The organism is Fodinibius saliphilus, assembly GCF_005869845.1.
GTDB lineage: Bacteria > Bacteroidota > Rhodothermia > Balneolales > Balneolaceae > Fodinibius > Fodinibius saliphilus.
Genome location: NZ_VAWF01000001.1, coordinates 1,674,274 through 1,688,387, shown reverse-complemented (window position 1 = coordinate 1,688,387; position 14,114 = coordinate 1,674,274). Strand labels below are relative to the sequence as shown.

Here is a 14,114-nt window from a genome sequence, read left to right as displayed (position 1 = left end):
TAAAACCGAAAGTTTAGTGAGTTAAAGAGGGGTTATATTTCCAGTTCTTGCTGGCCTTGATCGATATTCATGAGTTTTTCAGTGAGTTTCCTGTTGGCTTTAGGAAACGGATAGTCTTCCAGTTCATCGATGGAGATCCATCGTACCTCTTGGCTGCTTTTAGGTTCTGGCTTACCCGCTACCAGCTCACACAAATAGGCATGCATTGTGATTTTAAAATGGGAATACGCATGATCGAGTTTCATAAATGGTTTTGTAACCGCGACCTCGACCCCCAACTCTTCATGAAGTTCGCGAGCTACCGTATCCTCCATATCTTCGTCTTCTTCTTGTTTTCCACCCGGGAACTCCCACATTCCGCCCAGCATGGCATCTTCAGGGCGCAGGGCGATAAGAACTTCTTCATCCTCATTCATTATAATTCCAACTCCAATTTGGTGGTGCGGTCGTTTTTTAGCAGGAGACTTATAGGGAATTTCTTCGGTTTTCACCTGTTTATATGCTCTGCATCCGGCTTGTAGGGGACATTGTTCGCAATCAGGGTTAGAAGGAGTACAGATTGTGGCCCCTAACTCCATTACAGCCTGGTTAAAGTCACCGGGTCGATCTGCGGGGATACGTTCATCGGCCGCTTCCTGGATCGCATTTTTTGTTGCTGTTTTTCGAACGTCATCTTCAATACCCAGGTACCTGCTTAAAACACGAATGACGTTCCCATCCACAACAGCATACTGTTTTTGGTAGGCGATACTCAAAATTGCAGAAGCCGTATATGGTCCCACTCCTTTAAGTTCCGTAATGTTATCCCAGTTATCCGGTACAGTTCCGTTAAATTTTTCTGTTACGAGTTTGGAAGCATCATGCAGATGTCGGGCCCGACTATAATATCCCAGGCCTTCCCAAACCTTGAGTACCTCTTGCTGGTCAGCTTTTGCCAGGCTTTCAACCGTTGGAAAACGTTCCATGAATCGATTGAAATAGGGGGTGGCCTGGTCTACACGAGTTTGCTGTAGCATGATTTCAGAGATCCAAATTTTATAAGGATCTCCGCAATCGCGCCACGGCATTTCTCTTTTATTATTATCGTACCAAACCAACAGGCGTTCTCGAAAATCAATATTATCCAATAGAATCTAAGAAATCAGAGAAGTTAAAAAGAGTTTAAGAATGTATCCGGTTTAGCTATCTGAGGTACCGCGGTCAATACGTTCAATCACGTTGATAGTGATATCTACCGATTTAGCAGCACCGTATTGATCTGTAGCAATGACACGAAAACGGTTTTTACCCACCTGGCGGGCTTTGGGTGTCCAGTTAAATTCGCCGGTAGACTCGTCGATGGTTGCCCCATCCGGCATATCTACCCCAAGAAAGCGAACAAGATTTTTTGTTGATCCATCAGGATCATTTGCCTGAATAGGCAGGGTAAAGGCTTCACCCACAGGAATTGTAATAGGGCGAATAGGGGCAAACCGAGGTGGTGCATTAAAGGATCGTACATTAATGGTAAACGAGGTGCTGTCGGTCTGGCTACTACTGGTAGTGGCAATAATCTTTACCGTATGCCGTCCTATATCATTGGAACTTGGACGCCAGTAAAAGCTTCTTCCTCGCACCTGGGCATTACTAATGTCTTGAGATTGGTAGGTGATTTTTACCGCATTAGCCGGTACCTCCGTAGTAAAATTAATGGGGGTAAGAAGTGGTTTCGTATGCGGAATATCCTGATTTGATATCGATTTTAGTTCTAAATTACCTGAAAAGTTGGGTTGGGGATTTTTCTTCTGCGATATCGACTTTTTATCAGAAGTAATAATTTTACTTAGCTGGTTATACTCACACAACCATAAGGTTCCGCCGCTAACAGTGAAATAGTTGCCCGCTTCACGATCTTCTTTCCAAAGATTAGGGCTGCGATTTTTATAGGATGTCCATATTCTGTTAGAGCTTCCGCTGATGATAAGCCAATCTTTCCAGGCCTCAATTTTATTAACGGTCTCACCAATGCTACCGAGTCCCGCTAAGTTACCCTGCTGGTCAATTTCATAGATGTTGCCATCCGCATCAGAACCGTATAACGTTTTGTTAACAAGAAAAATCTTACTTAATGGCCTTGAGAGCGCAAATTCACGTTCCAGGGTTGTAATGTTATCTTCGGTATCGTGCTTAAACTGAAAAAGGGTTTGATTTCGTGAGAGTGCAAAAAGCTGGTTGCCTGTTTTTTCAATATCCTGAATATAGGTGTTACTTAGTTTTGAGCGGCTTACAAAGGTAACCATAGAATCAACAGTGCTCGGTGTTTCAAGAGAGAGTCTTCCCAGGCCTTTATCACCAAGAGCAACATATAAACTCTGGCCGATGCGTTGAGCATCTAACGGATTTGAAGGTAAGAGCGTGGCGGAATAGACTCCGAGCACCGAGGTTGGCTCCAGAACTGTAAGCCGTCTGTTATTGCCAAAAAGGTAAGCAAAGCGAATATCAGCTGTCATTGTACTTCCGCGCTGTGCCATCCCGGTAGAAGAATACAGCCATTGCAAACTATCTTTTTGTGTCCGGAAAACGGCCATGCCTTCGGTATCTGAAAGTACATAGAGGTGAGCAGGGGAGCTTCCCATAGTAACGACAGATGGTATTTCCATCACATAGGAATAATCCTTTTCAAGTGTTGGTTGGGCTGTTGTGAGTTGGCTAAAAGTTAAGAATAATAGGCAAAATAGTACGGACAAAAATCTATTCATAGAATTATAACCAATGGTGTCTTTGGTACCAGTGAATTGTTCGAGAAATTCCTTCGCCAAGCGAGTATTCGGGATGAAAACCGAGTTCGTTTTTGGCTTTTTCGCTGGAGCAGGTCCATTCCAGAATCAGCTCCTTCGCTTTTTCCCTGTTTAAAACGGGATAAATCCCAAAAAATGATGCAGCTTTTTCAACTGTTTTAGCAATATTTTTAACAAACTTAGGCTTAATATAAATGGGTACAGATTTCTTACCCAAAACCTTAGCTGTAGTTCCACGAATTTCATCCCAGGTATGAATATTATCATCTGAAATGAAATAGGTAAATACCCCTTTTTCTTGTTGTTTAACTGCATCGAGTATTCCATTCACAACATCGCCTACATATATCATTGATATGCGTGGTCGTTTACCATCACCGATAATGGGGCATATGCGTTTGTCAGCCATTTTAAAAAAGGAGTAAATTTGGTCTTCGCGGGGTCCATACACAGCGGGTGGACGTAGGATCGTAATGGAGGTTTCTTCGTTAGCGATGTCGTGTATCACAAGCTCCATCTGTTTTTTTGACTTCCCATAATTACTGATGGGATTCATCGGTGCATCTTCGCTTATAGGTTCATTTTTGCTGGGCCCTACTGCAGCAAGGGAAGAGAGTACTACAATTTTTGGGACTCCCTCTTTTTGAGCTATCCGTAAAAGGTTTTCAGTAGCTTCAACATTAGCATGGGCAAGGTCGGCATAAGTAGGTGCCTTAACCCGTCCCGCGATATGAAAGATGACATCGACTCCCTCAACTGCTTTTTTAAGCACAGCCAAGTCATCTAAATCTCCATTAATACGTTTAAAATGTTTTCCTTTCAGCCACTTTTCATTACTTCGAATCAGGCATCGTACCTCTGAGTACTTGTTTGACTCAATTAAATGATCAGCTAAGTGACTTCCAATAAAACCTGTTCCGCCGGTTACGAAGGCTTTCATCAAATTTTGTATATTTGGGCCCTTAATTAACTGTGTTATTATATATACTTTTATTTTAGCTGAATATAAATCAGCATTGCAAAACTGCCAGCCATTAACATATAAATGTTGATTACATTATAGTTATTAGTTGGTTCAAATTGCGCTTGCTAAAAGCAAGGTTAAGATACAAATATCAATGATGTATTGGAAAATTTATGAGTGATCTTCGAGTAGCGATATTCACTGGAAATTATAATCATATTCAAGATGGCGTATCACTTACGCTAAATAGGCTGGTAGCTTTCCTGGAAGAGAAAAATATTCCGGTAATTGTGTTTGGTCCCACCATAGATGAGCCAGAAATTGATCATGAAGGAGAGTTTGTTCCTGTACCTTCGGTGCCGGTGCCGGGACGTCCCGAATATCGTATAACGGTAGGGTTTCCAGAAAAAGCACAAAAGAGACTGCGGGAATTTAATCCGACGCTTATTCATCTTGCCACACCCGATGTGCTTGGTTTTCGGGCAATGCGGTGGGGGCAGGCTAATAATATTCAGATTGTGGCTTCCTATCATACCCATTTTACCAGTTATCTAAAGTATTACAATTTAGAGATGCTGAAATTACTGGGGTGGAAATATTTGGGATGGTTCTATAGTCAGTGTAAACATATCTATGTGCCTTCACCTTCAATGGCTGATGAACTAAACGAAGAAGGGATTGACGAAGGAATTCGAATATGGGCACGAGGTGTAAATACAGATGATTTTAATCCCGATTATAGGGATATGGAATGGCGGCGGTCGGTGGGTTTCAAAGATGATGATAAGGTTGTGACATTTGTATCACGACTTGTTTGGGAAAAGAATTTACAAACTTTTGTAGATACGGTTAAAAGATTACAGCAGACCCATGATAATATTAAATCGATGATAGTGGGTGATGGGCCTGCTAAAAAGGAATTGGAACATATGTTGCCAGAAGCACATTTTACCGGTTTTGTAACCGGGGATGAGCTGAGCCGTGCTTATGCCAGCAGTGATATATTTTTATTTCCTTCCGAGACTGAAACATTTGGCAATGTAACTCTCGAAGCAATGTCCAGCGGTTTACCTTGTGTGGTAGCTGATGCTACAGGAAGCCGATCATTGGTAGAGTCTGGTGTTAACGGTTTCTTGGCTCCTCCGAGAGATACTAAAGCTTTTGCTAAATGTGTAGCCAGGTTAGCAGATGATGGGGAGCTGTGGCAGGAGATGGGAGAAGCAGCTCGTCAAAAAGCTATTGCGTACTCTTGGGAAAATGTAAACGGGAAGTTGCTTGATAATTATTACAAAGCATTAGAAGAACCCCGCCCTGCACTCAAATTTTAGTATTAAAGGAATAAAAGGTTACAACGTGCGAATACTATATGTTTCTCATACCCATCCGCCTGAAGGAGAGATCCTTGAAAATGTAGGTGGTATGCAGCGGGTAAGTCAGCAGTTGATTCAAGAACTGAAGCGTAAAGAATCAGTAGACGTGATCACTGAAACAATTAATGTTTCTGAAAAAGGAAAAATCGCTTTACAAACCATTGGTTTTCTACTGAAACAAATAGTGAGCTTACCTCATAAAGTTCGCGAGTCAGATGCAGATATCATCCTTTTTTCTTCGATGGTAACAGCAAGTCTGGCGTTTTTTATTCGCCATAAAATATCGGTGCCGATGGTTACCATTAATCATGGGAGAGATGTTACCCTCCCAGTACGGGCTTATCAATGGTTTGTGCCCAAGATTTTTGATAATCTCGATGGTGTGATTTCAGTCTCCAGGGCTACCCGTGAGGAGTGTATTGCACGTGGGATGGATCCTGAAAAAGGAGTTGCACTGCCCAATGGGTTCGATTTTAATAAGTTGAATAATTTTCCGGATAAGAAAAAAGCACGAAATCGCCTGCAGGAGAACTTCAGAATTCCGTTGGAGAGTCACAGGATGTTGCTCACTGTTGGTCGTATGGTTAAGAGAAAAGGCCATGAGTGGTTTATACGTGAGGTAATGCCTAAGCTTAATAAGCAGATGGTGTATGTAACTGTAGGTGATGGGCCAGAGTTTGATAATATCACCAAAGCTGCTGAAGGATCTTCATTTAGTGATCGGATTTTCATTCTGGGGCGACAGCCCGATGAAGTGCTAAAACAAGCATATGCTGCGGCAGATCTATTTGTGATGCCTAATATTCCGGTACCGGGAGACATGGAAGGGTTTGGTATTGTATTGTTGGAAGCTAATATGGCAGAAAATCCAGCAGTTGCTGCCAACCTGGAAGGTATTAAAGATGTAATTGGTCAGGGAAAAAATGGGTATCGTGTGCCACCTTTAAACGCAGATCTATTTGCCGAAAAGATTGAAGAAATATTAAGTGGCCCGTTGGAACAATTTTCAAAGAATAGCCGTAACTATGTACAGGAACAGTTTAGTTGGCAACATGTATCACAGCAATATGTTGACTATTTAGAAACTATAGCACAGCACTTCTGAGTTTAGTATCAAGATTTATAATATCTTATTCATAATTTGATTGATGCTTAATATGGAAGTATATTTACGTTGATAAGCACTTTTCAAAAAGCCGAAAAAAGGACGAATGGCCGACTCCAATTCTGATGTAAAAACGAACGATATTTTTTCAAAGGCTTATGACTTTACAAAAGCCGATGAAATTAAAGAAAAGGGTCTTTATCCCTATTTTAAGCCTCTCCAAGCCACTGATGGTACTACCGTTCAAATTGATGGACGGGAAGTTATTATGGCCGGTTCCAATAATTACTTAGGATTGACAAACGATCCCAGGGTTATTGAAGCTGCCCGTAATGTTATAAAAACCTACGGAACGGGATGCACAGGATCTCGTTATTTGAACGGAACACTTGATTTGCATTTAGAGCTTGAAGAGAAGCTCGCAGCATTCATGAACAAAGATTCATGTGTTCTTTTCAGTACTGGTTATCAAACCAATGAAGGTTCGATTCAAACCATCGCCGGCCGTCGAGATATTATTTTTTCTGATAAAGATAATCATGCTTGTATTGTTTCCGGTACGCTTGTTTCTAATGCTAAGACAATGCGATATCAACATAACGACCTGGAACAGCTGGAAAAACTGCTGCAGAGAGCTGACAGCGAGGCCGGTAAGATTATTGTGAGTGATGGTGTGTTCTCCATGTCGGGGACAATAGCTAAAGTTGACAAACTTGTGGAGCTTAAAAAGGAATTTGGTGCTCGTTTATATCTTGACGATGCCCACGCTATTGGGGTTGTAGGGGAAGGAGGACGTGGTTCCGCTTCTACTTATGGTCTGATAGATGAGGTTGATCTTATTAGTGGAACTTTTTCAAAGTCTTTTGCATCGCTTGGTGGCTTTCTGGTAGGAGACCATGAAGTAATAGAGTATATTCGCCACAATTCACCGGCACATATTTTTAGTGCATCTATGCCCCCTGCTAATGTGGCTACTGTATTAAAAGCCCTAGAGATACTTCAGGAAGAAACATGGAGGCTTGATCGGCTTGCAGAGATTTCTGATTACATGCGGAACTCGCTTCGCGATATGGGTTTTAATGTGTGGAGTAGCCAAACACCTATTATACCTGTTGTAATCGGTGAGATGATCGATTGCTTTGAGTTTTGGAAAGGTCTTTTCGAAGCAGGTGTGTATGTTAATGCGGTTGTGCCTCCGGGTGTACCGCGCGGGCAGTCTCTTGTTCGTACCAGTTATATGGCTACACATACTGATGACCATCTGAATAGAATTTTAGAAGCTTTCCGCAAGGTGGGTATCGAACAGGGTATTATAGATCAGAACGGCCACTCGCTATTGGAAAAGGAGTAAATTGTGGAAGACGTACAGCAGGTAAATGGAATAACCCTTGCTACAACCAAGAAGGAACGTAAGCAGTTTATAAACTTTCCGTACGAGCACTATTCTGACGATGAGAAATGGATTGCCCCTCTCAAGATGGAGCAAAAAAAACTCATCGATGAGGAAAACAATCCCTTTTATGAAGATGGTAACATAGCCTTATTTCTTGCCGAAAAAAATGGCGAGGTTTGTGGGCGGATAGCAGCTATTCAAGATCGCCGGTATAATAAGCATCACGGTAATAATACCGGTTTTTTTGGATTTTTTGAGTGCATTGACGATCAGTCGGTAGCAGACCTATTGGTGAAGGTAGTTACTGATTGGCTGCGTGAACGCGGCCATACCGATATTCTGGGGCCTTCTAACCCCAGTATGATGGATGAGGTTGGAATCTTGGTTGATGGGTTTGAATATTATCCCAGTATTATGATGCCCTATCATAAACCCTATTATGATCGGTTGCTTAAAAATACTGGTCTCGATAAAGAGATGGATATGTATGCCTACCGCCAGAAAGTAAGTGAGATGAATCTGGACAGGATGTACCGGGGTGAAGAGATTGTACGGCGACGCCTGCCGAAATTGAAAATGCGGGAAGTGGATCTTAAAAATATTGAACAGGAAGTAAAGATTGTTCGAGAGATCTTTAATAAGGCATGGGCTAATAACTGGGGGTTCATCCCGCTAAAAGAAGAAGAGGTTGCAGATCTTGCCAAGGATCTCAAACTAATTATCGATCCCAAGTTGGCTCATATCATTGAGGACGATGGCAAACCGATTGCTTTTTCTATTGCACTCCCTGATATCAATCAGGCATTAAATCATATGGATGGCACGCTGTTTCCCACGGGTATATTTAAATTCTTATGGCACAAGAGAAATATTGATCGCTTGCGCACAGCTTTGATGGGGGTGTTGCCAGAGTACCAAGGTAAGGGTATTGACGCGCTACTTCACAAAGAGGCTACTGTTAATGCAAGAGAGGGTGGATATAAATCTTCAGAGCTTGGCTGGGTACTTGAAACTAATAAGGCTATGATTCAAGTTGCTGAAAGGCTGGGAGCCTACATCGAGAAAACCTACCGTATGTACAGCAAAGAACTGTAAGTCTTTGCCTTAATAATTGGCAATAGTGGAAGGTTTTTGCATTGAAATTTAAGTAGAATGCAAAACTCCGAAATCTCCCAAAAATTTCCTACCTTTGAGTGCTCGTTTAAACAAGGTGAAAAAACGAGGAAAAGGAAATTTTGACCAAAATTATGTAGAGATTATGAGTGAGTCTCGTATTGAAACTGATTCTATGGGAGATGTAGAAGTGCCTAAAAACGCTTATTACGGTGCACAAACACAGCGTGCCGTTGATAACTTTCCTGTAAGCGGTATTCGTTTCAGCCGTTCTTTTATTCAAGCCCTAGGAATGGTGAAAAAGAATGCTGCCAAGGTTAATGATGCACTGGGCGAACTGGATAACGGCATCACCGATGCCATTCAGAAAGCTGCCCAAGAAGTTATTGAAGGGAAGCACGACGATGATTTCCCTATCGATATTTTCCAGACGGGTTCGGGAACTTCTACTAATATGAACTCTAATGAGATTATTTCTCGGCGGGCTAATGAGCTAAAAGATGAGGCCGTAGAAGTTGAAATTCATCCCAATGACCACGTCAATTACGGACAAAGTTCGAACGATGTGATACCTACATCCATAAGGGTAGCTGCGGTATTGGGTGTTTCAAATGATCTTATCCCCGCCCTTAAAAAGCTCAAAGATGCATTCTTAAAGAAAGGAGCTGAATTTTCAGATGTGGCCAAAACAGGGCGTACCCACTTAATGGATGCAATGCCTGTTACTATTGAACAGGAGTTCCAAGGCTATGCGCGACAAATTGAGCTCGGTATTGAACGATTAGAAGCGGCACTTGATCGCATGACGGAGCTGCCGCAAGGCGGTACTGCTGTAGGAACAGGGTTGAATACAAATCCTGAATTTGGCAGTAAAGTGGCTGAAGCATTATCTGAAGAGACAGGAATTGATTTTAAAGAAGCAGAAAACCATTTTGAAGCACAGGCAACTGTTGATGCACCTGTTGAATTGAGCGGCCAACTGAAAACGATAGCCGTAGGATTGATGAAAATAGGTAATGATCTTCGCTGGATGAATTCCGGCCCTAACAGTGGAATCGGAGAGATTCAGCTTGAAGCACTACAGCCGGGCTCATCAATTATGCCCGGTAAAATTAATCCGGTAATAGAAGAGTCTATAACAATGGTATGTGCTCAAGTGATAGGTAATGATTCAACTATTACGGTAGCAGGGCAATCGGGAAATTTTGAACTTAACGTAATGTTACCGGTAGTAGCACATAACCTGTTGGAATCAATTGAAATTTTGAGCAATGCTGTAGATAATTTTGCCGAGCGTTCTGTTTCTCGATTGAACGTCAACCGAGAAAAAATTGCTGATATGGTGGGACGTAATCCGGTGCTGGTAACAGCCTTGAATCCACTTATCGGTTATGACAAAGCGGCTAAAATTGCCAAAAAAGCGTTTAATGAAGAACGGCCGGTTAAAGAAGTAGCCCGCGAGATGACTGATTTGAGCGACAAAGAGCTTGATGAGGCGCTTGATCCAATTAAGATGACTAAAGGAGGTTTTATGGAGTAGCGATTAGCCGTTACTTTCGAGTACTGCATCTGGCAAAATCACAATATATTAATATCTCCGGCTGATCTGATCAGCCCATAACCATGAACAGGTATTATGGCACAAACAGAGACAAAAGAGCAGACATCACTGGCATCACAACTGGCATCCGGTTCTTATACCGATGACTATAAACAGGAGATTCTGGATGATTACAAATTGGCGGTAAAGAGCCGGGAAGCTTCCTATATTGGCCGGAAGGAAACCCTAACGGGGAAAGCCAAGTTTGGGATTTTCGGTGATGGTAAAGAACTTCCCCAGATAGCCATGGCCAAATACTTTAAGAATGGTGATTTCCGGTCGGGATACTATAGAGATCAGACCTTTATGATGGCTATTGGCCAAGTGACGGTACAACAATTTTTTGCTCAGCTCTACGCCCATGCCAATGTGGAAGAGGAACCCCATTCCGGGGGGCGTCAGATGAATGCGCATTTTAGCACGCGCAGTCTTAATAATGACGGCAGTTGGAAAGACTTGACGGAGATGAAGAACACCTCTCCGGATATTTCCCCAACTGCAGGACAGATGTCTAGACTTTTGGGACTGGCCCAAGCTTCTGAAATCTATCGGAACCACGAATCACTCTTAGAAGACGAGGACTTCCAGCGATTTTCTGAAAATGGAGATGAGATTGCATGGGGCACTATTGGAGATGCCAGTACTTCTGAGGGTGTTTTTTGGGAGACTATAAACGCGGCCGGTGTACTACAGGTACCTATGGTGATGTCGGTTTGGGATGACGGCTACGGAATTTCCGTACCTCGTAAGTATCAAACTACCAAAGATAGTATTTCTGAGGTGTTAGCCGGTTTTCAGCGTACTGAGGATCAAGAGGGACTCGAGATTTTAACTGTTAATGCCTGGGATTATCCTGCGCTATTACAGACATACAGCCAGGCAGAACAGATTGCCCGAGAAGAACATGTGCCAGTGCTGATTCATGTTCAGGAAGTTACACAGCCACAAGGACACTCAACCTCTGGTTCACATGAACGGTATAAGTCTGATGAACGTCTTGAATGGGAAGAAGAATTTTGCTGTATCAATAAGACTCGTAACTGGCTGCTTGAAGAAGGTATTGCTTCGGAAGAGGAACTGGAAGCTCTTGAAGAAAGGGCTAAGGAAGAGGTAAAAGAGGCGCAGAAGGCAGCATGGAAATCGTTTAAAGATGAACTTAAAGGAGAACTGCAGTCAGTAGAAAACATATTGGATGACCTAATTGCTGAAAGCAGCCATAGTGAGTCACTTAAACAAGTAAAGAAGGAGATGGGAGCTCCCTTGATTCCCCTCCGGAAATATATTGTAACTGGGGCTCGTAAAGCACTTCGTATCACGCGTAGTGAACAATTAGATAGCAAGAGTGAACTCCGACAGTGGCTGAATGAATATAATGAAGCCAACACCAATCGATATCATAGTCACTTATATAGCGAAACGGATATGTCACCGCTGAATATCGAGGAGGTAGAACCTGTTTATTCAGATGATCCGGAAAGTGTTGATGGACGTTTGGTACTCCGTGATAACTTTGACAAGCTTTTTGAAAAATATCCCGAAACGCTGATCTTCGGGGAAGATACCGGAAAGCTGGGAGATGTAAACAAGGGGCTCGAAAATATGCAGGATAAATTCGGAGAGCTCCGCGTTCGTGATACCGGTATCCGTGAGGCTACTATACTTGGACAGGGCATAGGAATGGCGCTAAGAGGCTTACGGCCTATAGCCGAGATACAGTATCTCGACTACCTATTGTACTGTTTCCAGGGATTAAGTGACGATCTTGCTACGGTACGCTATCGCAGCATGGGCGGACAGAAGGCTCCGCTTATTGTGAGAACGCGAGGTCACCGACTTGAAGGCATCTGGCACACTGGATCGCCTATGGGTATGATTATCAACGGGATACGTGGTGTGCACGTATGTGTACCGCGCAACCTGACGGATGCCGCCGGGATGTATAATACACTGTTGCAAGGTGATGATCCGGCACTCGTTATCGAGCCACTTAACGCATACCGTTTGAAGGAGGATAAACCCGATAACTTAGGTGATTTTACGGTACCGCTGGGTATTCCCAAGGTCGTTTCTGAGGGATCTGATATCACAATTGTATCATATGGATCTACCTGCAATATCTGTGAGTCGGTACTACCGGAGTTGGAAGAGGCAGGTATCTCGGCAGAGCTCATTGATGTGCGCACGCTCTTACCTTTCGACCGCAACCACGATATTGTAGAATCGCTCAAGAAAACGAATCGCATTCTCTTTGTCGATGAGGACGTGCCGGGCGGGGCATCGGCATTCATGATGAACAAGGTATTGCAGGAGCAGAAAGGGTACTACTATCTCGATTCTGAGCCGCAGTGCCTGACGGCCAAAGAACACCGCGCAGCTTACGGCTCCGATGGGGATTACTTCTCCAAACCTAATGAAGAGGATATCTTTGAGGCGGTTTATGCTTTAATGAGTGAAGCCAATCCGGCGAAGTACCCGCCTATTTATGAGTAATAGCTTTATTTTATAATATAAGCTTAACCCTCGGTACTTTTAAAGTTTCGGGGGTTTGTTTTATAACCATTTTCCTCTTGCACTACTATAACTTTTGCTGGGGTTAGAACGGTTATAATTGATATCAAAATGCCATCGTGCAAGCGTCTCGCTTGTGCGGTAGTTAGTGTTATTCTGTGTAGGGGACGCTTGCTCTATTGAATCAGAGTATAGAAAAGAAAAAAGGAAAGGGATCTTCTCGGTTATGAAAAGGTCAGAGTTATGAAATAAATGCGAAGTATTTCACATTCTTTGTGTGAGTATTCCTACAAAATAAGCAGATCTAAAATAACGAATACCCAGATAAGGGGAAGATATCCGAATGAGGCAAACATCAATTTTTTGGCTGATGGTTTGTCTCTTTTGATGGTAAAGATGAGGCCATAGTATAAAAAGAGGATACTGCAGATGAGTGAGCCCGAAAGATACAGCCAGCTGTTCATACCAACATGATATAAACCGTAACAGACAGGAAGTAGCGCTATAAGACAGGGAAGAATGAGTGCTGAAGCCTTATAACCCTCGGCATCGTTCTTGGGAAACATTTTGAAGCCGGCTCCGCTGTAATCATCCTTACACACCCACGCGATTGCCATTACGTGGGGGACTTGCCAAAGAAAAACGATGGCAAATAAAATCCACATAGCAGTACTGCCCAAGTGGCCTGTTGCTGCTGCCCAACCACCGACGGGGGGCAAGGCACCGGGAACTGCACCGATAAAAACATTAACAACCGATACACGTTTCATAGGAGTATAAATTCCCAGATAAATGAGTGTTGTTGCCAATGAAACAGCACCGGCTACAAAATTCACAACAGATATCAGGTAGATAAGACCTGTAGCGATGAGCGTCATTGAAAAAATTACACTCTGTTTTGGGGATATTTTACTGGCAGGAACTGGTCGGCTTTGGGTGCGCTTCATTTGTCCGTCGTAGCGCCATTCCATAAATTGATTATGTGCAGCTGTTCCGGATGCAATCAGCCAGGTCCCGAGTGTGGCATGCAACATCAGGATGTAGTTTATTTCATTTCCTGAACCCAACACAAAGCCAATAATCATACTAGCCAATACAGTAAGGGTAATTCCGGGCTTAGTTAGTTCATAATAAGCCGAAATTATTTCTGTATTAAAAAACTTTGAAAGGGTAGAATCTGTAATTAACTTCATGCGCATCTGTATTTTTAGGACGGCTTAAGTTACCAATTTTATATGAAAATTGTTACTCTCCCAGCGTATAATTCAGTTTTATACTCCAAGG

The 14,114-nt window shown here is 42.8% G+C and carries 10 protein-coding genes; 6 read left to right on the top strand and 4 right to left on the bottom strand.

Going from position 1 to position 14,114, the window contains the following annotated elements; translation table 11 throughout:
• Positions 1-32: 32 nt before the first annotated feature.
• From mutY to FCN14_RS07055, 3 genes are read right to left on the bottom strand one after another with little or no spacing between them, the layout of a single operon-like run.
• Entirely contained in the window at positions 33-1,127 is a 1,095-nt protein-coding gene (gene mutY, locus FCN14_RS07065; protein WP_246043117.1) for an A/G-specific adenine glycosylase, read from the bottom strand.
• A gap of 51 nt (positions 1,128-1,178) precedes the next feature.
• Positions 1,179-2,738, bottom strand: coding sequence for an Ig domain-containing protein (locus tag FCN14_RS07060; protein WP_138430502.1), 1,560 nt, complete (start codon positions 2,736-2,738; stop codon positions 1,179-1,181).
• A 4-nt stretch (positions 2,739-2,742) separates the two neighbouring features.
• On the bottom strand, positions 2,743-3,717 hold the full coding sequence (locus FCN14_RS07055) for an NAD-dependent epimerase/dehydratase family protein (protein WP_138430501.1): 975 nt from the start codon (positions 3,715-3,717) through the stop codon (positions 2,743-2,745).
• 197 nt (positions 3,718-3,914) lie between these two features.
• On the opposite strand from FCN14_RS07055, the gene FCN14_RS07050 reads away from it, so the two are divergent.
• The 6 genes from FCN14_RS07050 to FCN14_RS07025 all read left to right on the top strand — a co-directional run bounded on the left by FCN14_RS07050 (position 3,915) and on the right by FCN14_RS07025 (position 12,812).
• A complete protein-coding gene (locus tag FCN14_RS07050; RefSeq protein ID WP_138430500.1) occupies positions 3,915-5,069 on the top strand; it encodes a glycosyltransferase family 4 protein in 1,155 nt (384 codons plus the stop codon).
• A gap of 25 nt (positions 5,070-5,094) precedes the next feature.
• Positions 5,095-6,216 carry a glycosyltransferase family 4 protein gene (locus FCN14_RS07045; RefSeq protein ID WP_246043116.1) on the top strand — a complete coding sequence of 374 codons (1,122 nt, stop codon included), beginning with the start codon at positions 5,095-5,097 and terminating at the stop codon, positions 6,214-6,216.
• Positions 6,217-6,322: 106 nt separating this feature from the next.
• On the top strand, positions 6,323-7,567 hold the full coding sequence (locus FCN14_RS07040; RefSeq protein ID WP_138430499.1) for an aminotransferase class I/II-fold pyridoxal phosphate-dependent enzyme: 1,245 nt from the start codon (positions 6,323-6,325) through the stop codon (positions 7,565-7,567).
• Positions 7,568-7,570: 3 nt separating this feature from the next.
• Positions 7,571-8,704 carry a GNAT family N-acetyltransferase gene (locus FCN14_RS07035; RefSeq protein ID WP_138430498.1) on the top strand — a complete coding sequence of 378 codons (1,134 nt, stop codon included), beginning with the start codon at positions 7,571-7,573 and terminating at the stop codon, positions 8,702-8,704.
• 163 nt (positions 8,705-8,867) lie between these two features.
• Positions 8,868-10,262 (top strand): class II fumarate hydratase, encoded by a 1,395-nt coding sequence (locus tag FCN14_RS07030; protein ID WP_138430736.1) that lies wholly within the window; start codon positions 8,868-8,870, stop codon positions 10,260-10,262.
• A 96-nt stretch (positions 10,263-10,358) separates the two neighbouring features.
• The gene (locus FCN14_RS07025; protein ID WP_138430497.1) at positions 10,359-12,812 is read left to right on the top strand and encodes an alpha-ketoacid dehydrogenase subunit alpha/beta; all 2,454 of its coding nucleotides are present in this window, start codon (positions 10,359-10,361) and stop codon (positions 12,810-12,812) included.
• Positions 12,813-13,117: 305 nt separating this feature from the next.
• Here the strand turns inward: FCN14_RS07025 and cyoE are convergent, their stop codons facing one another.
• A complete protein-coding gene (gene cyoE, locus FCN14_RS07020; protein ID WP_171032838.1) occupies positions 13,118-14,023 on the bottom strand; it encodes a heme o synthase in 906 nt (301 codons plus the stop codon).
• Between the last annotated feature and the right edge of the window lie 91 nt (positions 14,024-14,114).

Excerpts from the sequence above, each read along its gene's own strand:
- FCN14_RS07060 (WP_138430502.1), bottom strand. The coding sequence starts at position 2,738 with ATGAATAGATTTTTGTCCGTACTATTTTGCCTATTATTCTTAACTTTT.
- FCN14_RS07030 (WP_138430736.1), top strand. The coding sequence starts at position 8,868 with ATGAGTGAGTCTCGTATTGAAACTGATTCTATGGGAGATGTAGAAGTG.
- FCN14_RS07050 (WP_138430500.1), top strand. The coding sequence starts at position 3,915 with ATGAGTGATCTTCGAGTAGCGATATTCACTGGAAATTATAATCATATT.
- FCN14_RS07055 (WP_138430501.1), bottom strand. The coding sequence starts at position 3,717 with ATGAAAGCCTTCGTAACCGGCGGAACAGGTTTTATTGGAAGTCACTTA.
- FCN14_RS07025 (WP_138430497.1), top strand. The coding sequence starts at position 10,359 with ATGGCACAAACAGAGACAAAAGAGCAGACATCACTGGCATCACAACTG.
- FCN14_RS07040 (WP_138430499.1), top strand. The coding sequence starts at position 6,323 with ATGGCCGACTCCAATTCTGATGTAAAAACGAACGATATTTTTTCAAAG.
- cyoE (WP_171032838.1), bottom strand. The coding sequence starts at position 14,023 with ATGAAGTTAATTACAGATTCTACCCTTTCAAAGTTTTTTAATACAGAA.